Annotated in this window: 13 protein-coding genes; 4 read left to right on the top strand and 9 right to left on the bottom strand. The window is 70.6% G+C overall.

From position 1 onward, the window contains the following. Positions 1 to 33 precede the first annotated feature (33 nt). From DX116_RS13575 to DX116_RS13570, 3 genes are all read right to left on the bottom strand, one after another. Positions 34 to 1,419 carry a serine/threonine-protein kinase gene (locus DX116_RS13575; RefSeq protein WP_119704785.1) on the bottom strand — a complete coding sequence of 462 codons (1,386 nt, stop codon included), beginning with the start codon at positions 1,417 to 1,419 and terminating at the stop codon, positions 34 to 36. A gap of 85 nt (positions 1,420 to 1,504) precedes the next feature. Then, positions 1,505 to 1,666 (bottom strand): GPGG-motif small membrane protein, encoded by a 162-nt coding sequence (locus tag DX116_RS20155; protein ID WP_199716078.1) that lies wholly within the window; start codon positions 1,664 to 1,666, stop codon positions 1,505 to 1,507. A gap of 62 nt (positions 1,667 to 1,728) precedes the next feature. Continuing rightward, positions 1,729 to 1,929: a DUF6458 family protein gene (locus DX116_RS13570; protein WP_119704784.1), complete on the bottom strand. Its 201-nt coding sequence runs from the start codon at positions 1,927 to 1,929 to the stop codon at positions 1,729 to 1,731. Between the two features lie 150 nt (positions 1,930 to 2,079). Between DX116_RS13570 and DX116_RS13565 the strand changes: the two genes are divergently transcribed. Further along, positions 2,080 to 2,448 carry an ArsR/SmtB family transcription factor gene (locus DX116_RS13565; protein WP_119704783.1) on the top strand — a complete coding sequence of 123 codons (369 nt, stop codon included), beginning with the start codon at positions 2,080 to 2,082 and terminating at the stop codon, positions 2,446 to 2,448. Between the two features lie 53 nt (positions 2,449 to 2,501). Here DX116_RS13565 and fdhA read toward each other — a convergent pair whose 3' ends face one another. From fdhA to DX116_RS20370, 5 genes are all read right to left on the bottom strand, one after another. After that, positions 2,502 to 3,722, bottom strand: a complete 1,221-nt coding sequence (gene fdhA / locus DX116_RS13560; RefSeq protein ID WP_119704782.1) for a formaldehyde dehydrogenase, glutathione-independent — start codon at positions 3,720 to 3,722, stop codon at positions 2,502 to 2,504. Positions 3,723 to 3,884: 162 nt separating this feature from the next. Continuing rightward, positions 3,885 to 5,639, bottom strand: a complete 1,755-nt coding sequence (locus DX116_RS13555) for a pyruvate dehydrogenase (RefSeq protein WP_119704781.1) — start codon at positions 5,637 to 5,639, stop codon at positions 3,885 to 3,887. Between the two features lie 58 nt (positions 5,640 to 5,697). Then, positions 5,698 to 6,060, bottom strand: coding sequence for a UBP-type zinc finger domain-containing protein (locus tag DX116_RS13550; protein ID WP_119704780.1), 363 nt, complete (start codon positions 6,058 to 6,060; stop codon positions 5,698 to 5,700). Positions 6,061 to 6,239: 179 nt separating this feature from the next. Next, positions 6,240 to 7,286 (bottom strand): sodium:calcium antiporter, encoded by a 1,047-nt coding sequence (locus DX116_RS13545; RefSeq protein WP_119704779.1) that lies wholly within the window; start codon positions 7,284 to 7,286, stop codon positions 6,240 to 6,242. A 65-nt stretch (positions 7,287 to 7,351) separates the two neighbouring features. Next, complete coding sequence (locus tag DX116_RS20370; RefSeq protein ID WP_233556767.1) at positions 7,352 to 8,101, bottom strand: metal-dependent transcriptional regulator; 750 nt, start codon at positions 8,099 to 8,101, stop codon at positions 7,352 to 7,354. A gap of 27 nt (positions 8,102 to 8,128) precedes the next feature. Between DX116_RS20370 and DX116_RS20365 the strand changes: the two genes are divergently transcribed. The 3 genes from DX116_RS20365 to DX116_RS13530 are packed head-to-tail and all read left to right on the top strand — an operon-like array spanning position 8,129 to position 12,036. Next, entirely contained in the window at positions 8,129 to 8,539 is a 411-nt protein-coding gene (locus DX116_RS20365; protein ID WP_233556765.1) for a hypothetical protein, read from the top strand. A gap of 58 nt (positions 8,540 to 8,597) precedes the next feature. Continuing rightward, the gene (locus DX116_RS13535) at positions 8,598 to 9,998 is read left to right on the top strand and encodes a MoxR family ATPase (RefSeq protein WP_119704778.1); all 1,401 of its coding nucleotides are present in this window, start codon (positions 8,598 to 8,600) and stop codon (positions 9,996 to 9,998) included. After that, positions 9,991 to 12,036: a vWA domain-containing protein gene (locus DX116_RS13530; protein WP_119704777.1), complete on the top strand. Its 2,046-nt coding sequence runs from the start codon at positions 9,991 to 9,993 to the stop codon at positions 12,034 to 12,036. Before DX116_RS13535 ends, DX116_RS13530 begins: the two co-directional genes overlap by 8 nt. Here the strand turns inward: DX116_RS13530 and DX116_RS13525 are convergent, their stop codons facing one another. Further along, positions 12,037 to 13,503 carry a serine/threonine-protein kinase gene (locus DX116_RS13525; RefSeq protein WP_119704776.1) on the bottom strand — a complete coding sequence of 489 codons (1,467 nt, stop codon included), beginning with the start codon at positions 13,501 to 13,503 and terminating at the stop codon, positions 12,037 to 12,039. It abuts the gene before it with no gap. Positions 13,504 to 13,558 lie beyond the last annotated feature (55 nt).

Raw genomic sequence — 13,558 nt, 5'->3', positions numbered from 1 at the left:
CGGCCCTCCGGCCCTCGGGCCCAGCCGTGTGGATCAGCGCTTCTTGTCCTTGCCCTTCCCGTGCCCCTTCCCGTCGGGCTTGCCCTTGGCGCGCTGAGAGGGTGCGCTGCCGCGGGCGTCCTTGCGGGGGTCGGCCTTCTGGGTGTCGCCCGCGGTGGTCGCCGCTGGGGTCGCCGTCTCGGCGGGGGCGTCCTCGTCGGGTGAGGCGGACAGTGGCACCGCGACGTCGAGGGTGACGGTGGCGCCCAGCGGGACCTGCCCGGTGCGGTCGACGCCGACGACGACCCCGGACGTCTGCGAGCTGGCGACGTCATTGCGCGCTGCGGTGAGCCCCAGCCGTTGCAACGTCGCGGCGGCCTCGTCGACGGTGCGGCCGACGAGGTCGTCCGCGGACACGGCCACCGTGGTGGGTGCTGCGACCTGCTCGACAGGTGTCGGGTCGGGGGCCGGTGAATCGGGGGCGCCGGACGTCATCCGGTCGACGCCGAGCAGGAGCGCGGCAGCGACGACGAGGGCGACACCCGAGTAGAGGACGCGCGGGCGGCGGACTCGTCTACGCACCGGCGGCACGATCAGCGTGGTGGCCGGCACGACGACCGGGTGGGCAGCACCGGCACCTCCGGCGCGTCGAGCGACCTCGGCAGCATCGGCGGGACGGTCGACGGGGTTCTTCTCGGCCAGGTGCCGCACCAGGTCGCGCACCTCGTGGGGAACCGACGGGTCGAGCGCGGGCAGCTCGTCCTGCAGGTGGGCGAGGGCCGTGGCGAGGTGGTGGTCGCGCCGGAACGGAGAGGTGCCGGTCAGGCACTGGTAGGCGACGACACCGAGCGAGTAGAGGTCGGAGCGCGGAGTGGCGGGACGTCCGGCGGCCTGCTCGGGGCTCAGGTAGTCGGCGGTGCCGATCAGGGCGCCGGTCTCGGTCAGCGGCTCGCTCGCAGCCGAGCTGGCGATGCCGAAGTCGACCAGGACGGCCCGCCCCGTCGCGGTGAGCATGATGTTGGCGGGCTTGAGGTCGCGGTGCACGACGCCGGCGGCGTGAGCGGCCGCGAGGGCGTCGGCCACCTGCTGCACGACCGACATGACCTGCTCGACCGGGAGCCGGCCTTCCTCGCGCAGCACCCGCGCCAGGCTCCGGCCCTCGATGTACTCCATCACGATGAAGGCCATGCCGCCGTGCGTCGAGCTGCGGTCGTCGTAGTCGTAGATCTGGGCGACGCCGGGATGGTGCACCGTGCTGGCGAGGCGCGCCTCGCTGCGCATGCGCGAGCGTGCCACCTCGTCGGCCAGGGCGCCGCCGCGCAGGGCCTTCACGGCCACCGTGCGTCCGAGACGGGTGTCGGTGGCCCGGTAGACGGCGCCCATCCCGCCGGCGCCCACGATCTCGCCGAGCTCGTAGCGTCCGTTCAGCATCTGGCTCATCGCTGCACAGTCCTCCGGTGGGTGACGCGACGCACCTCGCCCGCCGCGAGAGCGGCGGGCGAGGTGCAGGGGTGCGGCATGGTGGTCAGGCGCGCGATCCGCGCCGGTTGAAGATCGACCATCCACCGGGACCGACGGCCAGGCCGACGACGATGAGGATGATGCCGAGCAGAATGCTGCCGTTGATGAGCGAGATGACGCCGTAGATGACGAGTGCGACGGCGATGATCCAGAGCAGGAAGCCCATGGTGTGTCCTTTCGTGGGCGGGCGACGCGCGATGCGCTGCCCGGGTGGAGGAGAGGCTGGTGTCAGCGCGGCGGGACGTCGTCGCGCACGACGACGCGGTCGCGTCGGCCGTTGGCGACGAGGCTCAGGACGATGCCGAGGGCACCGGCCGCCATGCAGATGTAGCCGACGACGACGAGGTCGACGCCTGAGATCCGGTCTTGCACGGCGAACGACAAGATGGCGCCGATGGCGATGAGGGCGATGGATCCACCGAAGTACATGGGGTGTCCTTCCGACGTGCGGTGCGGCCGCCAAGTGGCGACCCAGGGAGACGTGCCCCTGTAGCACGGGGCTCAAACCCACCGGATCGACATTTGTCGATCTGTGGCGATCGACGCCTGCGATTGGAGTGATCGGGCACAATTGACGACATGGTGTCTCTGCTGCCCATCGACGAGTCCGAGGCTGCTGACGTCTGCACTCCTGTGGCGAAGGAGGCGCTGCCGGCCGACGAGGCCGTCGCTCTGGCCGCACGCCTGAAGGCTCTTGCCGAGCCGGCCCGCCTGCGACTGCTCTCGGTGATCGCGGCGCACGAGGGGCGCGAGGCGTGCGTGTGCGACCTGACCGAGCCCGTCCGGCTCTCGCAGCCGACGGTGTCGCACCACCTCAAGATCCTCGTCGACGCGGGCTTCCTGACACGTCACAGGCGAGGGGCGTGGGCGTTCTACGCGCTGGTGCCGGGTGCTGTCGACGAGCTCTCCGCGGTGCTGCGGACAGCGGTCGACGTCCGGTCCGGCTAGGGCTCGAGACGCGCGACAGCCCGCCTCCCTGAGGAGACGGGCCGCCGGAGTTGTCAGGCCGAGGTGAAGCCGTGCGGATCGAGCACGTACTTGGTGGCGGCGCCGGCATCGAACTCGGCGTAGCCGCGCGGGGCGTCCTCGAGCGGGATGGCCTTGGCGTTCACGGCGTCGGCGATCTGCACCTTGTCGTGCAGGATCGCCATCATGAGCTGACGGTTGTACTTCATGACGGGGCACTGACCGGTCGTGAACGACAGCGACTTGGCCCATCCGGTGCCCAGCGACAGCGACAGCGAGCCGACCTTGGCGGCGTCGTCGACGGCACCTGGGTCGCCCGTCACGTAGAGGCCCGGGATGCCGATGGCACCACCGGCGGCGGTGACGTCCATCAGCGAGTTCAGCACCGTGGCAGGCGCCTCCTCGGCCTGCGCGCCGCCTCCGTGGCCGCGAGCCTCGAACCCGACGGCGTCGACCGCAGCGTCGACCTCGCGCACGCCGAGGATCTGCTCGAGCTGGTCCTCGACGCTGCCCGCTCCGACGTTGACGGTCTCGCAACCGAAGCTACGTGCCTGAGCGAGACGGTCGTCGTTGAGGTCGCCGACGATGACGACGGCGGCACCGAGCAGCTGAGCGCCGGCCGCAGCGGCGAGACCCACCGGACCGGCGCCGGCGATGTAGACCGTGGACCCCACCGTGACGCCCGCGGTGACGGCACCGTGGAACCCGGTCGGGAAGATGTCCGACAGCATCGTCAGGTCGAGGATCTTCTCGAGCGCCTGGTCGCGGTCGGGGAACTTCAGGGCGTTCCAGTCGGCGTACGGCACCATCACGTACTCGGCCTGCCCGCCGACCCAGCCGCCCATGTCGACGTACCCGTAGGCGCTGCCCGGACGATCGGGATTGACGTTGAGGCAGATGCCGGTCTTGCCCTCCTTGCAGTTGCGGCAGCGGCCGCACGAGATGTTGAACGGCACCGAGACGATGTCGCCGACCTTCAGGAACTCGACGCCGGGGCCCACCTCGACGACCTCGCCGGTGATCTCGTGGCCGAGCACCAGGTTCTTGGGAGCGGTCGTGCGTCCGCGCACCATGTGCTGGTCGGAGCCACAGATGTTGGTCGTCACCGTCTTGAGGATGACGCTGTGCGGTACCTTGCGGCCGACGTTCTCGGGGTTGACGCCCGGTCCGTCCTTCAGCTCGAACGTGGGGTAGTCGATGTCGATGACCTCGACGACGCCGGGCTCCTTGTAGGCAACTGCTCTGTTGTTCGGCATGTCATCCCTTTCGGTGCCGCGTGCCCAGCGGCGCTGACGGCGTCAGCGGAGTTGCCCCGAAAGGCGGTGACGAGCTGGGACACGCGTCGTGACGAACATCGCACTGTGGTGCAAGCCGGACAACGCAGATTTCACTCGGTGGAAGGTTGCCGCCGTCAGGGGCTACGGGCGGGGCACGTTGCGCAGGTTCGAGCGAGCCATGCTCATGGCCTCGCCGACGCCCCCGTTGAGCACGACCTTGCTGAGGGCTGTCGCGAACCCGCGCACCTGCTCGCCCGTGATGGTCGGCGGGATGGACAGGGCCAGCGGATCGGTGACCAGCTGCACGAGGGCGGGACCGTCCGTCGCGAACGCGCTCTCGAGCGCTTGGCGGATGTCCTTGGGGTCGTCGACCCTCTGCGCGTGGATGCCGGCGGCCGCAGCGATCGCGGTGTAGTCGACCGGGGGCACGTCGACCCCGAAGTCGGGCAGCCCGTCGACCAGCATCTCGGCCTTGACCATGCCGAGCGTGGAGTTGTCGAACAGCACGATCTTGACCGGCAGCCGGTACATCGCGACGGTCAGCAGCTCCGACAGCATCATCGACAGGCCGCCGTCGCCCGAGATCGACACGACCTGGCGGCCCGGGTGCGAGATCTGCGCACCGATCGCGTGGGGGAGGGCGTTGGCCATCGAGCCGTGCAGCATCGACGCGATGAAGCGGCGCTGACCCGTGGGGTTGATGTAGCGGGCGGTCCACACGTTGCACATGCCCGTGTCGGTCGTGAAGATCGCATCGTCGTCGGCGACCTCGTCGAGCACCGAGGCGGCGTACTCGGGGTGGATCGGCACGAGCGACTCGGCCGAGCGCGTGTAGGCGCCGACGGTCTTGTGCATCATCTTCTGGTGCTTGTCGAGCCACCGGTCGACGAAGCGTCGGTCGTCCTTGCGGCGCACGAGCGGTGCGAGCGCCTGCAGGGTCGCCAGCACCTCGCCGTGCACCGGCAGGTCGACCCGCGTGCGCCTGCCGATGACGCTGGCGTCGACGTCGACCTGCGCCGTGGTGACGTCGTCGGGCAGGAACTGCGAGTACGGGAAGTCGGTGCCGAGCATCAGCAGCAGGTCGGCGTCGTGCATGCCGGCGTGGGCGGCACCGTATCCGAGCAGACCGGTCATGCCGACGTCGTAGGGGTTGTCGTACTGGATGAACTCCTTGCCACGCAGCGAGTGGCCGACGGGCGCGCCGATCGTCTCGGCCAGCGCGACGACCTCGTCGTGGGCGCCTCGGACGCCGTAGCCGGCGAAGATCGCGACGCGCTCGGCGGCGTTGATGGCCTCGGCGAGCCGCTCGACGGTTGCCTGGTCGGCGACGATCGACGGACGTGCCGGCAGCGACAGCGGCACCGTGGCGCCCTCGGCCGACAGCTCGGCGACGTCGCCCGGCAGGGTCACGACCGAGACACCGTGGCCGCTCGTGGCGGAGTGGATGGCCGCACGGAACATCCGGGGTGCCTGCGCGGCGGTCAGCACCAGCTCGTTGAAGCCCGAGCACTCGCCGAAGATGCGGTCGGGGTGCGTCTCCTGGAAGTAGCCGGAGCCGATCTCGACGCTGGGGATGTGCGAGGCGATGGCCAGCACGGGTGCGCCGGAGCGGTGGGCGTCGTAGAGCCCGTTGATGAGGTGCAGGTTGCCAGGGCCGCACGATCCCGCACACACGGCGAGCTCGCCGGTCAGCTGGGCGTCAGCCGACGCGGCGAACGCGGCCGCCTCCTCGTGGCGCACGTGGATCCAGTCGATCCCGCCCTTGGCTGATCCGCCGGTGCGGCGCACCTCGTCGACCACGGGGTTGAGGCTGTCGCCGACGATGCCGTAGATGCGGCGCACACCGGCTTGGACGAGGTAGTCGACCAGCTGGCCGGCGACGGTGTTCGAGCTCATCGGACGCTTTCGTGGATCATCGTGTCTCCTTGAAGGGTGTGGGGGCGGTCGGCGCCGCTCAGTCCTGCCGGTTCGCCAGGATGTCCTGCCAGTCCGCGGGCAGCCGCTCGGCTGGCCCCGGCGCGGACTGCGTGACCGGATGGTGGTGAGGCGCGACGAGCTCGGGGCCGTCGAAGGCGGTCTGCGACGCGAAGTCCCAGAACCAGTCCTCACCGGGCTCGAAGCTCTGCATCACGGTGTGCCCGGTCTCGTCGTAGTGCTGGGTGGCGTGGCGCGAGAGCGAGTCGTCGCAGCAGCCGATGTGGCCGCACCGTGCGCAGCGGCGGAGGTGGAACCACCATCCACCGGTCTGCTCGCACTCGACGCAGCCCGTGCCCGTGGGCGGGACCGTCGGCACGAGGTCGTCGGGATCGATCTGCATGGTCGTTCCTCCCCAAGGGTGCTGGCACCGACGCGACGGTGCGCCTGCTCCAGTCATACCCTTCCACCACCAGGCGGTCCGTGCCGAGGTGCAGGGCACGCGCCCAAGATGTCGGCACTTGTGGTGCCTTTGAGCAGTCAGAACGGTGCAGAAGTGCCGACATCTTGGCGTCGGCAGGCTCAGACCGTCAGCACGAGCCCGGCGGCGAAGACCAGGTAGAAGCCGCCGGCGTAGAACAGCTTCGTCGCCGTGAACGACTTCTGGTGCATGACCCACAGCAGGTAGGCCACCGAGGCGAGGGTCGCGAAGCCCGCGAGCATCAAGGGGGTGTCGAACTTCCAGCTCGTGAAACCGATCCCGATCGCCGACGGGACGGTCGCCTGGATCATCATCGAGCCCGAGATGTTGGCGAGGGCCAGGTTGGCCTTGCCCTGGCGCACCCAGATGATCGCGTTCATGATCTCGGGCAGCTCGGTCGCGATGGGCGACAGCAGCAGGGCGACGACGACGGCCGGCAGGCCGAGGGCAGGACCGGCCCACTCGAGCTGCTTCACGAACACCTGCGACGCCGCGAAGATCACGGCCAGCGAGCCGACGGTCTGGGCCACGACGAACCACGTGCCGGGGGTGGCAGCCTTCGGACGCAGCTTGAGCGGCTCGAGGTCGTCGGCCGACGCGTCCTCGCCCTCGCTGGTCATCTCGCGGTAGAAGTAGACGCCGTAGGCCGCGAGGAACAGCAGGCCGAGCCACGGCTTGATCGCGAACGCCACGAGTCCGAGCGCCACCTTGAACACGAAGATGCTGAGGAACCAGACCTGGTCGCGGGCGAGGCGATGGGTGTCGATTCCCTCGTCGATGCGCAGGTCGTGACCTCCGGGGGCCGGCTCGCCAGGGCCCGCAGCGGCCAGCGCCATCGCCCGCTTCTTGCGGAACCGCAGGAACAGCATCGCCCCCGTGACGGCGTAGGCCAGGGTGCCGACGACGAGCGGGCCACCCATCGCGGCACCGACCGCGATGTCGTTGCCGTTCTTCTCGCTGCCGAACAGCACCGCCATCAGCGTCACGACCGACTCGGGCAGCGCGGTGCCGGCTGCGGCGAGGATCGTGCCGACCGCGACCCCGCCGACCTTCATGCGGACGCCGAGCCACTCGATGGCGTTGACGAACCACTCGCACGAGAGATAGATCGCGACGGCGCAGACGACCAGCAGGAGCACGTGAACCATGCGTCCGACGCTATGGTCGTGCGCGACCGAGGCAAACGTCGTCGCCCCAACAGCAGAGTTCGGGTTTACGAACTCTCCGGTCCGACGTGCTCGCACGCGGCGTAGTGGCAGCCGCCGGAGGTCGCGTCGACCGGGGGAGTGGGGCCGATCCAGAGCGCGGCGACGGCCTGCAGCCCCAGGTCGAGCGTCGTCGAGCCGTCGGCGGTGTCGACCCGTACCTCGGTGGCACCTCCGAACGGCTTGCGACCCGTCACGGTGAGGCCGACGTCGAGCACCAGCCCGTGCTCGGCGAACCAGCGCAGCAGCTCGGGGTCGTCGTCGTCGATGCGGACGACGTGGCCGCCCTCGTCCTCGGCGAGCTCGCCGAGCGGACGGGCGACGGGTCGGTGCAGGACGCCCTCGGACGTCGGGATCGCGTCGCCGTGCGGATCGCGCCACGGCTGGCCGAGCCGCCGGTCCATCCGGTCGAGCATGAGGTCGGAGATGGCGTGCTCGAGCACCTCGGCCTCGTCGTGCACCTCGTCCCAGCCGTAGTCGAGCGCCGTGACGAGATAGGTCTCGATGAGCCGGTGGCGTCGCACCATCTGCAGGGCTCGCGCGAGCCCGGTCTCGGTCAGGTCGACGTGGCCGTAGCGCTCGTGCTCGACCAGGCCGTCGTCGGTGAGGCGCTTGACCATCTCCGAGACCGACGAGGTGGACGCCCGCAGCCGGGCTGCGATGTCACCGACGGTGCGCGCGGACTCGTCCCACTCGCCGACGGAGTAGATGGCCTTGAGGCAGTCCTCGACCGCGACCACGTTGCGTCTGTTCGCCACGCCGAGAGGATACGACAGACTCGTGGCATGGAGACCGTGCGCGCGTTCGTCTACTACCGCGAGAACTACCTGATGGGCGTCGCCCGCCCCGGAGCCCTGACGTCCGACGGCAGCCACCTGACGCTGCAGTCGAACGACCTGCAGGTCGTCTGGCAGGCGCCCGTGAGCGACGTCCGGGTCAAGAAGGGCATGGGCATCCTGACCGTCAGCATCGAGGGCGAGAAGGCCTCGATCCTCACCGCCGTGGGAGGACGGACGTCGCCCCGGCCGTCCGACGAGCTGACGGCGCTGCTCGAGTCGGGCACCGGCATCGCCGGAGCGCCGGCGATGAGCGACGCGCAGCACGTCTCGTGGCGCGGCATGCCGGACGTCGGCGCCTACGCGCAGGGCCAGAAGGCGCTGCGCGAGTTGTTCGAGTCGCTCGGCGTCCTGGACTGACCGGACGGCGGTGGCTGGAGCGCCCTCCACCGTTGCGGGCAGGAGTAGCGTTTTGGACGTGACTGCATCCACCGCTCCCGCTCCTGCCATCTCGACCCTGGGCGAGCTGCGCGCCTCGGGGCACGTGCTCAAGACCCTGCGCGTCGAGATCCGCGACAACCTGCTCGCCGCCCTGCGCGAGGGCCGCGATCCGTGGCCGGGCCTGCACGGCTTCGAGTCGACCGTCGTGCCTCAGCTCGAGCGCGCCCTCATCGCGGGGCACGACATCGTGCTGCTGGGCGAGCGCGGCCAGGGCAAGACTCGCCTGCTGCGCACGATGGTGGGCCTGCTCGACGAGTGGTCGCCGGTCATCGAGGGCTCCGAGCTAGGGGAGCACCCCTACGAGCCGATCACCACGGCCAGCCTGCGCCGGGCCGCCGAGCTGGGCGACGACCTGCCGGTCGCGTGGCGCGGCCGTGACGAGCGCTACGCCGAGAAGCTCGCCACCCCCGACACGTCCGTCGCCGACCTGATCGGCGACGTCGACCCCATGAAGGTCGCCGAGGGACGCAGCCTGGGCGACCCCGAGACGATCCACTTCGGGCTCATCCCACGCAGCCACCGCGGCATCGTCGCCATCAACGAGCTGCCCGACCTCGCCGAGCGCATCCAGGTCGCGATGCTCAACGTGATGGAGGAGCGCGACATCCAGATCCGCGGCTACGTGCTGCGCCTGCCGCTCGACGTCCTGGTCGTGGCCAGCGCCAACCCCGAGGACTACACCAACCGCGGCCGCATCATCACGCCGCTGAAGGACCGCTTCGGCGCCGAGATCCGCACGCACTACCCGACCGAGCTGGTCGACGAGGTCGCCGTCATCCGTCAGGAGGCCGACCTGGTCGCCGAGGTGCCCGACTACCTCGTCGAGATCCTGGCCCGGTTCACGCGTGCTCTGCGCGAGTCGCCGGCGGTCGACCAGCGCAGCGGCGTCAGCGCCCGCTTCGCGATCGCGGGTGCCGAGACGATCGCCGCCGCGGCGATCCACCGCGCCACGCGCCAAGGCGAAGACGTCGCCGTCGCACGACCCGTCGACCTCGAGACCGCCGTCGACGTGCTCGGCGGCAAGATCGAGTTCGAGTCGGGCGAGGAGGGGCGCGAGGACGAGATCCTCGACCACCTGCTGCGCACGGCCACCGCGCAGACGGTGCGCGAGCACTTCCGTGGCATCGACTTCACGCTGCTGGTCGAGGCCATTGAGAACGGTGTCATGGTCACGACGGGCGAGCAGGTCACGGCCCGCGACTTCCTGACCGGCCTGCCGACCCTCGGCGAGTCCGAGCTGTACGACGAGGTGTGCGACCGCCTCGGCGCGACCAACGACGGTCAGCGGGCCGGTGCCATCGAGCTGGCGCTCGAGGGCCTCTACCTCGCGCGCAAGGTCAGCAAGGAGAGCGGCGGGGGCGAGACCATCTATGGCTAGGGCCAACCGCCGCCTCACCCGCGCGTCCCGCTACGGCAAGTACGTCGACGGGCCCGATCCGCTGGCCCCGCCGGTCGACCTGTCCGAGGCGCTCGACCAGATCGGCGAGGACGTCATGGCCGGCTACTCGCCCGAGCTCGCGATGCGCGAGTTCCTGCGGCGGGGAGGACGCGACCAGGCCGGTCTCGACGACCTCGCTCGACGGGTGCAGGAGAAGCGACGCGAGCTCGCCCAGAAGCACAACCTCGACGGCACGCTGCAAGAGATCAAGGAGCTGCTCGACCGCGCCGTCCTCAGCGAGCGCAAGCAGCTGGCCCGCGACGTCGAGATGGACGACGCCGACCGCACGCTGGCCGAGATGCAGCTCGACAACCTCTCGCCGTCGCCCGCAGCCGCCGTCAGCGAGCTGAACGGCTACGAGTGGCAGAGCAGCGAGGCTCGCGCCGACTTCGAGAAGATCAAGGACCTGCTCGGTCGCGAGATGCTCGACCAACGCTTCGCCGGCATGAAGGACGCTCTCGAGAGCGCGACCGACGAGGACCGCGCCGCGATCAACGAGATGCTCGACGACCTCAACAGCCTGCTCGAGAAGCACCGCAGCGGTGAGGGCACGCAGGAGCAGTTCGACGAGTTCATGGCCAAGCACGGCGAGTTCTTCCCCGAGAACCCGCAGACGGTCGACGAGCTGCTCGACGCGCTGGCCCAGCGGTCCGCCGCGGCGCAGCGCATGCGCAACTCGATGACGGCCGAGCAGCGCGCCGAGCTCGACGCGCTGGCGCAGCAGGCCTTCGGCTCGCCCGAGCTGATGCAGTCGCTGGCCCAGCTCGACGGCAACCTGCAGGCCATGCGTCCCGGCGAGGACTGGGGCGGCTCCGAGCGCATGGACGGCGAGGAGGGTCTCGGCCTCGGCGACGGCACCGGCGTCTTCCAGGACATCGCCGACCTCGACGATCTCGCCGAGCAGCTGGCGCAGTCGTACGACGGCTCGCGCATGGACGATCTCGACCTCGACAAGCTCTCGCGCCAGCTCGGCGACGAGGCGGCGGTCGACGCCCGCACGTTGCAGCAGCTCGAGAAGGCGCTGCGCGACAGCGGCACGCTCAAGCGCGGCTCCGACGGGCAGCTCAAGCTGACCCCCAAGGCCATGCGGCAGCTCGGCAAGGCGCTGCTGCGCGACGTCGCCGACAAGATGTCCGGACGCCAGGGCGCCCGTGACGTCCGCCAGTCCGGTGCGGCCGGCGAGCGGTCGGGCGCCACCCGCGAGTGGGCCTTCGGCGACACCGAGCCGTGGGACGTCACCCGCACCATCACCAACGCCCTGACCCGCACGGCGGGCGAGGGCGGGGCCACGGGCCACGGCGTCCGCATCGAGATCGGCGACGTCGAGGTGCAGGAGACCGAGGCCCGCACGCAGGCCTGCGTCGCGCTGCTGGTCGACACGTCCTTCTCGATGGCGATGGACGGCCGCTGGGTGCCCATGAAGCGCACCGCGCTGGCGCTGCACACGCTCATCAAGAGCCGCTTCCGCGGCGACGACCTGCAGCTCATCGCGTTCGGCCGCCACGCCGAGGTGATGGACATCGAGCAGCTCACGGGCCTCGACGCGATGTACGCCAAGGGCACCAACCTGCACCACGCGCTGCTGCTGGCCAACCGGCACTTCCGCAAGCACCCCAACGCGCAGCCGGTGCTGCTGATCGTCACCGACGGTGAGCCGACGTCGCACCTCGAGAGCAGCGGCGAGGTCTACTTCGAGTACCCGCCGCACCCGCTGACCATCGCGTACGCGGTGCGTGAGCTCGACAACGCGACCCGTCTCGGTGCACAGACCACGTTCTTCCGCCTGGGTGAGGACCCGGGTCTGGCGCGCTTCATCCAGTCGATGGCCCAGCGGGCCGGCGGCACCGTCGTGGCGCCCGAGCTCGACGACCTCGGCGCGGCGGTCGTCGGCTCGTACCTGGGCTCGCGCCGGCGCGGCGGCGGAGGCGGTGGCCCCGGCGACATGTTCGGCGGCCGACGCGGCTTCTGGGCCGGCTGATCAGACCTCGCCGGCGATCAGGAAGCTGTCGCCGGACTTCTCGAGCTGCAGCGTGACCGCGTCGGAGCGCGAGTCGCCGTCGAGGTCGTACGAGTAGGTGTACGACACGCGCAGCGACGCGGGGTCGGCCGAGACCTGCTGGACGTCGAGGTTCGACACGCGGCCCCAGAAGCCCTTGTATCCCTTGATGCCCTTGCTCTGCTTCTGGAAGTCGGGCGTCAGCATCGCGAAACCGGCGTCCGGGTCGTTGGGCGCCGTCGTGAGGTAGTCGGCGACAAAGCCCTTGAGGGCCTGCGTCGTGGCGTCCTCAGCGGGAGCGTCGGTCGTGGGTGCTGACGTGGGGGCGGGTGCCGACGAGCTGGGGGAGTCGGCGACCGGCTGGTCGTCGTCGCCGCCTCCGAGCCGCAGCCCGACGACCACCGCGATCAGCGCGGCGACCGCGCCGACGGCGACCCAGATCATCCGCGAGCGGCGCGGCGTGTCGCCCGCGTGCGACGCGACCAGGGGCGCCGCCTGTGGGTCTGGCTCGGGCTCGCGCTCGGGGATCGGCGGAGCCAAGGGCCTGAACGCGGTCGTGGCGCTCGGGGGAGCGGCGACGGTCGGCGCCTCCGGCACGGGCTGTGTCTCGCCGAAGGCCGCGAACCCCTGTGTCGCCTCGAGGTCGATCGGCGGCGCGACCGGGCCTCGTGGCAGCGATGCCGCGGTGTGCTCGACGGCAGCCATCGACGGCCGTGCGTCGGGATCGTGCTGCATCATCGAGGTGACCAGCGCGGTCATCGGGCCGTCGTCGAGACGCGGCGGCTCCTCGTTGACGATGCGGTACAGCGCGCCCAGCACGTTGTCGCCGACCGAGTACGGCGGGTGCCCGCTCAGGGCGTGGAACAGCGACGCGCCGAGCGACCAGACGTCGCTCGCGCTGGTGGCGGTGCGTCCGCTGGCGACCTCGGGCGACAGGTACGCGGGGGAGCCGGTGACCAGTCCGGTCTGGGTGAGCGAGGCGTCCGCCTGGGCCCGGGCCACCCCGAAGTCGGAGAGCTTGGCGACCCCGCCGCTGGTGAGCAGGATGTTGGACGGCTTGACGTCACGGTGCACGATGCCGTGCGCGTGGGCGGCGGCCAGCGCGCGGGCCACCTGCTCGGCGATGGGGGCGAGGTCGGCGGCCTCGATCCACCCGCGCTCGGCGATGAGGCCGGCCAGTGTCGGACCGTCGACGTGCTCCATCACCAGCCACTGGAAGCCGTCCTCGTCGACGAGGTCGTAGACGGCCACGACGTTCTGGTGGTTGATGCGGGCGGCCAGGTGGGCCTCGCGCTCGGCGCGCTCGAGGTCGGGTGCGGTGCCGCCGGTCGTCATGCCGATCTGCTTGACGGCGACGTCGCGACCCAGCACGGTGTCGTGACCGAGCCATACCGAGCCCATGCCGCCGCGACCGATCTCGTGATCGAGCTCGTACCTGCCTGCGAGCATGCTGCCTCCTGTCGTCCGTCATCCAACGTAGGGGATGGACGGCGACACCGCGGCG

This window comes from Aeromicrobium endophyticum (assembly GCF_003586285.1).
Taxonomy (GTDB): Bacteria; Actinomycetota; Actinomycetes; order Propionibacteriales; family Nocardioidaceae; genus Aeromicrobium; species Aeromicrobium endophyticum.
The sequence above is the reverse complement of the archived record's forward strand: the minus strand, read 5'-3'. Positions and strand labels throughout refer to the sequence as shown.